Below are 6,653 nucleotides of genomic sequence, written 5' to 3'. Positions count from 1 at the left end.
GTGTGCCCCCTCTCCCACATCTGTTCGTGGGAGAGGGTGGACGCGTCTCAGCGCGGCCGGGTGAGGGCGCGGCCGGGTGAGGGCCACAGCCCGCGGACGGCTTTCAACCGGCGCCGTCAACGCCCCTCCCCACTCAGCACTCCGCACTCCGCACTTCCTCAGTACGTCAGCAGCGAATGCACCGCGTGCCCGGCGAGCGCGGCGCGGCCGGGGAGAAGGGTGAGCTCCACCACAAAGGCGATCTCCGCCACTTCGGCGCCCACGTCGCCCAGCAGCGCGGCGGCGGCGGCGGCGGTTCCGCCAGTGGCCAGCAGGTCGTCGATCAGCAGCACGCGCTCGCCGGGCCGGGCGGCGTCGCGGTGCATCTCCAGCGTGTTGGTGCCGTACTCCAGCGCGTACTCGCGGCTCACCTTCTCACCCGGCAGCTTGCCGATCTTGCGGATGGGGATGAAGCCGGCGCCCAGAGCCATCGCCAGCGGCGCGCCAAACAGAAAGCCGCGCGACTCGATCCCCGCCACCGCGTCGATCCGCTGCCCGCGGTAGCGCTCGGCGAGGGTCTGCACGACTTCGGCAAAGGCGCCGGGATCGCGCAGCAGGGGGGTGACGTCGCGGAACAGGATGCCCCGGGTGGGGAAGTCGGGCACGTCGCGGATGAGCGCCTTCAGGTGCTCCATCGGCCGGTCCTGGGCGTGGGGTGGAGACGAGGGGGGATCGGAGCGGGAATGTACAATCGCCTTTCCTCTCCGGACAGCGTTGACCCGCCGCCCCGCGCGCCGTACACTGCCGCACCACCCACACCGGGCCGGACCGCATGTTCTTTTATCGCATCACCGAGGGCATCCGCATCACCGTCACGCCGTTCTTTCTGGAGCCGCAGTCGGATCCGGGGGAGCCGCGCTACGTGTTCGCGTACCGCATCCGCATCGAGAACGTGGGCACCATCGCCGCGCGCCTGCGCCGCCGCCACTGGCTGATTCACGATCCCGTGGCGGGGGAGAGCGAGGTGGAGGGCGAGGGCGTGGTGGGCCAGGAGCCGCTGCTGGAGCCGGGCGGCGTGCACGAGTACCAGAGCTTCTGCGTGCTGCGCGGCCCCGAGGGCCACATGGAGGGCACGTACCTGATGGAGCGGCCGGACGGGTCCACGTTCCGCGCCGTGATCCCGCGCTTTCTCCTTCGACTTCAGACGCACTGACCGACCGTGAAGGCCACCTTTCGCGCGTTCGCCCCCGCCCTGCTGCTGGCGCTGGCCGCCTGCCCCACCGCGAGCCCCAACAAGCCCGCGGTCATCCTGCGCACCACCATCGTGCCGGCGGACAGCGTGCGGATGGGCGACTCGCTCAAGATCACCACCTGGCTCAAGAACCCCGAGCCGGAGGCGATGATCATGACGTTCGAGGACCAGTGCCAGGTGGAGCAGTTCGTTCAAACGCCCGACAAGACGATCGTGTACCCGCCGGGCGGCGGAAGCACCTGCATCAGCGTGCCTTCGACGCTGCGCGTGGCGGGGCGGGATTCGGTGCGGTTCGACGCGGCATGGCTGGCGAACTCGTCCGTTCAGGGCGAGTACGTGGCGTACGGCGTCCTGTCGCAGCACCAGCTTCAGCGCGGGGAGCGCGACCAGGAGCTCAAGATGGGGCATCGGAGCAACATCGCGATCTTTCACGTAGCGGCGCAGGCGCGGGGAACTGCAGGGAATAGGGAATAGGGAATAGGGGGACCAGATCGGCGCTTTCCCGTTTGCTGTCCCCGGGCTCCGCGCGACGGCGATACACTTATCTGTCGCGTTTTCCTCTGTTCCTCTCTGTCGAACCTCTGCCCCTCTGTATCAAACGGCTGTTTTCATGGTCTGAAATCCAACAGGAAAGGGGCGCCCCGCACGGAGCGCCCCTTCTGTTTACGCCGGGCGAGAGATCGGTCAGGACTCGAGCTGCGCGTCCAGTTGGATGTCGACGCCGGCGAGCGCCTTGGAGACGGGGCAGCCCACCTTGGTGGCCTGCGCCACTTCCTGGAACTTGGCCGCGTCGATCCCCGGTACCACGGCGCGCACCTGCAGCTTCATGGTGGTGATCTTGAAGCCCTCGTCCACCTTGTCGATGGTGCAGGCCGCGTCGGTGTGCACCCGCGTGGCCGGCGTGCCGTTCTGCTCCAGCCCCACCGCCAGCGCCATGCTGAAGCACGCCGCCTCCGCCGCCGCCAGCAGTTCCTCGGGGTTCGTTCCCTTCGCCTCGCCGAAGCGCGTGCCGAAGCTGTAGCCCCCGCTGATTACGCCGCTCTCGCCGGCGAAGCTGCCCTTGCCCCCCTGCAGCCCGCCTTCCCAGGTCGCGTTCGCCTTCCGTGTCGGCATCTCGGTCCTTCCTCTGGCTGATCGGTTCCGCGGCACCCCTGCCGCCCGCCGCATACTAGGGCGGCGGACGGCGGGGCGAAAGGCGCGGCGCCCCCCTCACTCCTCGTCGTCCTCCTCCCCGTCGCCGCCCTCGTCGTCGTCGTCCAGCACGGCGGTGCGCGGAACGTCGTCCTGGTGAAAGGCCGTGCCCTCCTCCGTGTTGCGCGCCAGCTCCGAAAGCCAGGGCGGGCACGACTCGGCATGCGTGCTGTACAGCCCGCGCAGCGTGTCGATGAGCGCGTACAGCGCCGGCTCGCGCCGCTCCGGGGCCAGGTCGCGCACCAGCGACCCCAGCGCGGCGGCCATTCCGTCCGCCGCCAGCCCCGACGGCAGGTTGCTCCGCTCGCGCTGCAGCCAATCGAACAACTTTCGGCGGCTCTTGGCATAGGGCGTTCCCCCCGACAGGAACTTGTCGAGCCCGCTGGGGCTCATGCCCACCTGCCGCGCCACCGAGCGCAGCGAGGTCGCCTGCACCCGCAGCGCCACCGCGTCGCGCAGCCGGTCCACCGAGGTCTGCGGCCGCTGGATGTTCATCCCCACCCTCCCGTCTGTGGACATTGTAGACAGATTCCGGCCAAAGTCTACTTTGTCCACCTCGTTCGCACAAGTCTTAATTGCGTACATACGATGGCGACTTTCGAGCGGTCGCATTCGCATGTAGACGGAGTAAACAGCGACGCTTAAAATGAGACGGAAAGAATGGGCGGCGGCCGGGGGCCGCGCGCCACTCACCATCTCTTCCCTTTGATTGGAGGCCCCATGAACCCGCGCCCGCCCCGGCCGCCCCGCGTCACCGAGTTCACCTCGCCCCTTACCATCCCGGGAGGGGGCGTGGCGGGGGCGGAGATCGTCCGCGAGCTGCCGCCGGAAATGGCGCTCCCGGTGTGGCAGGCGCTGCGCAGCGTGCTCATGTGGGCCGCCGAGGAGCCCGGCTCGCGGAGCAGTCTGTTTGACCCGCGCGCCATGGAGGACTGGGAGTGCGAGCTGCTGCAGGGGACGTTCGATGCGGACCTGCGCTACCCGCTGGCCGTGCTGGTGGGCGAGCTGGGGCGCGGGGGCGGCGCGGCGAGCGAGCCCGTGTCACGCGCCTGCCTGTGCATCACTGAGTGGGCGCTCCCGCACAAGGCCATTGCCACGGCGCTGGCGTTCAGCGAGGCGGCGGCGCTGGCCTGGCCGGAGCACCCGCGGTACGCGTGGATGACGGGCCGCCTGCTGCGGCGCTACGGCCGCCTTCCCGAGGCCGAGCAGTGGATCCGCCGCGCTGTCCGCGTCGCCATCCGCATCGGAGACCCGGAAGCGCACACGCAGGCGCTGCACAGCCTGGGAGATCTGTTCTACAAGATGGGGCACTACGGGCGTGCATCAGACAAGCTGCACGAGGCGCTCAGGATCGCGCGGCGCCACCGCCTGCGGGACCGGGAGGGCTGCATCCTTCACGATCTGGTCGCGTCCACGGTGGATCGCGGGCGCTTTGACGAGGCAGAGCAGTATGCGCGCGGCGCCCTTGAAATCTACGGCGACTCGCACCCTGCGCTGTCGCGCCTGGCCTACGATGTCGCGTTCATGTGGGTGCGGCGGGGACATTTCGCGAGGGCGCTGCCGGTGCTGCTGGAGCTGTCCGCGCTGTTCGACGATCCGGACATTCGCGCACGTGTGCTGGCGTCCACCGCGCGAGCGGCCGCGGGGTGTGGCGACGCAGCGTTGTTCAACCGCCTTTCCGCAGAGGCACTCGAGTTGGCCGAAGCGCCCCGCGACCAGGACGGCTTCGCCTACGCATTCATGCAGTTGGGCATAGGCGCCTCTACGCTGTCGCAATGGGAGTCTTCGGAAACGATGCTGAACCGGGCGCTCACCCTTGCTCGCCAGCGATCCGAATCTGACGTGATCGTGCAGGCCCAGGCAGCCCTGGACGCGGTGAGCGAGCGCCGGACACTGGATCCGGCGCTCACCATTCACGATCCGGCTTCCTCCGGGGTGGAGCCACTTTCCACGCGTTTCGTTCATCTGCTGCGCGCCGCACCCTCATCCGCCGGGGAGGAAGTCTTCGCTGCCGGACGGTGCTGACCCGGGATCAGGTTCCACCGGATCCCAGGAACCCGCCTCCATTCCGGTTCCCTCCGCCCATGAAGCCGCCGCCGTTGTCTTCCTCGGTGGGGAGGCTGTCGGCCGGCGCGGGAGGCGGGGTGGTGTTCAGGGTGCCGCTCCCCAGCGCGCCGCCCCAGTCGCCCGCGTCCACCGCTTCGGAATGGCGGGGTGCGTCGGCGCGCGCGGAGGGGGCGGTGGGGCTCGAGGAGCAGGCGCCCAGGGCCAGCAGTGCCGCGGCGGCGGCAAGGGAAAGGGACTTCATGGAAATCAACTCCTGCGGGTTGCGGGAAGGGTGAAAAGGAACAGCCATGCCCCATAGTCTGTTGTCCACTTTGGCTGAAATCAATTGCGCACCCGCCGAACATGACCGCTCCTGACGGGTCAGCGCTGGTACTGAATGAGCGCAAACGCATCCCGGTGCTGGCGTTAGAGCCAGCCCTGCGCGACCTGATGGGCACCGCGGGGGTTCCGTACGAGGTGGTTCCGGAGGTGGGGTGGGACGATCTGGAGGAGGTGCTGCGGATGTCGCCGCCGTCCGCGCTGGTGGTGCTGGACCCGTACGCGGGGGAGCCGTGCGGGGCCCTGTTCCCGCGCATCCGCGACCTTCTGCGGCGCTATCCGTCCGTTCCCGTGGTGGCCGCCCTGTCGCTGCGCCCGGAGCTGGCGGGCGACCTGCAGACGCTGCTGGAGTGGGGCGTAAGCGAAGTGCTGTCGCTGGGGCCGGAGTGCACGCCGCGGGCGCTGCGGGCGCGGTTGCGGCAGGCGCACGCGCGCCCCTTCAAGCGGGCGGTGGAGGCGGGATTGTCGCCGTACGTGGGAGGCGACGCGCGGGTGGTGCTGCGGGCGGCGGCGGAGGTGGCGGTGGAGAACGGGCAGGCGCCGGACCTGGCCCGCCGCCTGGGAGTCACGACGCGCACGCTCACGTCGCGCTGCCCGCGGGTGGACCTGCCCGCGCCGCGGCAGACGCAGGCGTGGATGCGGGTGCTGCTCGCCTGCATGCTGCTGGACGACCCGGGCCGCACCGTGTACAGCGCGGCGTACGCCAGCGGCTACAGCACCGAGCGTTCGCTGCGGCGGGCCATCACGGGCTTTCTGGGGGTGGACAGCACGGCACTGCGGCGCGCCGGCGCGTTCGCCACGGCGGTGGCGGCGTTCAACGACCGGTTGCGCGAGGTGCGCGAGGCCGGGCGGGAGCGGAGAAAGGCGCGGAGGGAGGAACGGCAGGAACTGCAGGGAATAGGGAATAGGGAATAGGGAATAGGGAATAGGGAATAGGTGGACTGGGACCGCTCTCAGTCTGGTGCGGGGCCGCGGCAGAATCGGGCCGGATCTCCGTCCGCGCCGGTGCGAGGACTGAGCGGATGAACGCGGCGCGGAGCAGGCGGGCACCCGTGCGATTGAGCGGATGAATCCGCCGCTCAAACAGCGGGAAGCCCCGACTCGCGGCCGCTGTCGCGTCCACGATCGAGGCTTCAACCGCGTACACATCGCGGGCGTCGTTTCCGCACGGGCGGCGGTGTTGGAACGGGCGAGAAGCAGATCCTTCGTCGGCGCCACGGCTCGGCGCGTCCGCGGCTCCGTCCGGCGCCTCCTCAGGATGACCGTTGGCATGTGAAGGTTTGTGCGCCGCGCGACGAGGCCGCCGCCGCAGTCCGCGCAGGCGGACTTGGTGCTTTTCCAGCGGCGAATTCGTTCGCTCTGGCGGGGTACGCGCCGGGTTCCGCCCGGCGAACCCTGGAGCGCGTACCCGATCCCGCTGTTCCTATTCCCTCTTCCCTCTTCCCTATTCCCTATTCCCTATTCCCTATTCCCTATTCCCTATTCCCTATTCCCTATTCCCTATTCCCTATTCCCTATTCCCTATTCCCTAGCCCCTGCCAAACGCCAACAAGGGACCGCCCCCACGGCGCGGTGCCGCGGGGACGGTCCCTGATCCAGAATGTGCGTCCGGAACGCTACTCGGAGTACTGCGTCCGAAGCGCCGGAATCCAGGCGGGGATCGGCGTCTGCGTAGAAACGCAGCACCCTTCCACCACCCCGAGCACGTCCAGCATGGCGCCTCGTCCCTGCTCCGGGGCAAAATGCCCCACCAGCAGCTTGAGTGCGTTGTTGGCCGCCTCCGAAGAAACGGCCTGCACGTTGCGCTGCGCATCCCGCAGATACCACGCCCGCAGCTTCCGCTCCG

The 6,653-nt window shown here is 69.3% G+C and carries 9 protein-coding genes; 4 read left to right on the top strand and 5 right to left on the bottom strand.

The features are described from left to right. Window positions 1-158 precede the first annotated feature (158 nt). Window positions 159-674: an adenine phosphoribosyltransferase gene (locus VF665_RS14725; protein WP_331054197.1), complete on the bottom strand. Its 516-nt coding sequence runs from the start codon at window positions 672-674 to the stop codon at window positions 159-161. Window positions 675-811: 137 nt separating this feature from the next. Here VF665_RS14725 and apaG point away from each other — a divergent pair, with 137 nt between their 5' ends. Continuing rightward, a complete protein-coding gene (gene apaG / locus VF665_RS14720; RefSeq protein WP_331054196.1) occupies window positions 812-1,192 on the top strand; it encodes a Co2+/Mg2+ efflux protein ApaG in 381 nt (126 codons plus the stop codon). Between the two features lie 6 nt (window positions 1,193-1,198). After that, window positions 1,199-1,705 carry a BsuPI-related putative proteinase inhibitor gene (locus tag VF665_RS14715; protein WP_331054195.1) on the top strand — a complete coding sequence of 169 codons (507 nt, stop codon included), beginning with the start codon at window positions 1,199-1,201 and terminating at the stop codon, window positions 1,703-1,705. Window positions 1,706-1,915: 210 nt separating this feature from the next. On the opposite strand, the gene VF665_RS14710 is transcribed toward VF665_RS14715, so the two are convergent. Both VF665_RS14710 and VF665_RS14705 read right to left on the bottom strand, forming a co-directional pair. Continuing rightward, window positions 1,916-2,344, bottom strand: a complete 429-nt coding sequence (locus VF665_RS14710; protein ID WP_331054194.1) for an OsmC family peroxiredoxin — start codon at window positions 2,342-2,344, stop codon at window positions 1,916-1,918. Window positions 2,345-2,440: 96 nt separating this feature from the next. Next, complete coding sequence (locus VF665_RS14705; RefSeq protein ID WP_331054193.1) at window positions 2,441-2,917, bottom strand: hypothetical protein; 477 nt, start codon at window positions 2,915-2,917, stop codon at window positions 2,441-2,443. A gap of 225 nt (window positions 2,918-3,142) precedes the next feature. Here VF665_RS14705 and VF665_RS14700 point away from each other — a divergent pair, with 225 nt between their 5' ends. Beyond that, window positions 3,143-4,447, top strand: coding sequence for a tetratricopeptide repeat protein (locus VF665_RS14700; protein ID WP_331054192.1), 1,305 nt, complete (start codon window positions 3,143-3,145; stop codon window positions 4,445-4,447). 7 nt (window positions 4,448-4,454) lie between these two features. Here the strand turns inward: VF665_RS14700 and VF665_RS14695 are convergent, their stop codons facing one another. Next, on the bottom strand, window positions 4,455-4,730 hold the full coding sequence (locus tag VF665_RS14695) for a hypothetical protein (protein ID WP_331054191.1): 276 nt from the start codon (window positions 4,728-4,730) through the stop codon (window positions 4,455-4,457). A gap of 155 nt (window positions 4,731-4,885) precedes the next feature. On the opposite strand from VF665_RS14695, the gene VF665_RS14690 reads away from it, so the two are divergent. Beyond that, complete coding sequence (locus VF665_RS14690; protein ID WP_331054190.1) at window positions 4,886-5,722, top strand: helix-turn-helix domain-containing protein; 837 nt, start codon at window positions 4,886-4,888, stop codon at window positions 5,720-5,722. A 701-nt stretch (window positions 5,723-6,423) separates the two neighbouring features. On the opposite strand, the gene VF665_RS14685 is transcribed toward VF665_RS14690, so the two are convergent. Further along, on the bottom strand, window positions 6,424-6,653 hold a 230-nt coding region (locus VF665_RS14685; RefSeq protein ID WP_331054189.1), incomplete at its 5' end, for a hypothetical protein.

The sequence above is a fragment of the Longimicrobium sp. genome (genome assembly GCF_036387355.1).
GTDB lineage: Bacteria > Gemmatimonadota > Gemmatimonadetes > Longimicrobiales > Longimicrobiaceae > Longimicrobium.
The sequence above is the reverse complement of the archived record's forward strand: the minus strand, read 5'-3'. Positions and strand labels throughout refer to the sequence as shown.

Excerpts from the sequence above, each read along its gene's own strand:
- VF665_RS14725 (WP_331054197.1), bottom strand. The coding sequence starts at position 674 with ATGGAGCACCTGAAGGCGCTCATCCGCGACGTGCCCGACTTCCCCACC.
- apaG (WP_331054196.1), top strand. The coding sequence starts at position 812 with ATGTTCTTTTATCGCATCACCGAGGGCATCCGCATCACCGTCACGCCG.
- VF665_RS14710 (WP_331054194.1), bottom strand. The coding sequence starts at position 2,344 with ATGCCGACACGGAAGGCGAACGCGACCTGGGAAGGCGGGCTGCAGGGG.
- VF665_RS14705 (WP_331054193.1), bottom strand. The coding sequence starts at position 2,917 with ATGAACATCCAGCGGCCGCAGACCTCGGTGGACCGGCTGCGCGACGCG.
- VF665_RS14700 (WP_331054192.1), top strand. The coding sequence starts at position 3,143 with ATGAACCCGCGCCCGCCCCGGCCGCCCCGCGTCACCGAGTTCACCTCG.
- VF665_RS14695 (WP_331054191.1), bottom strand. The coding sequence starts at position 4,730 with ATGAAGTCCCTTTCCCTTGCCGCCGCCGCGGCACTGCTGGCCCTGGGC.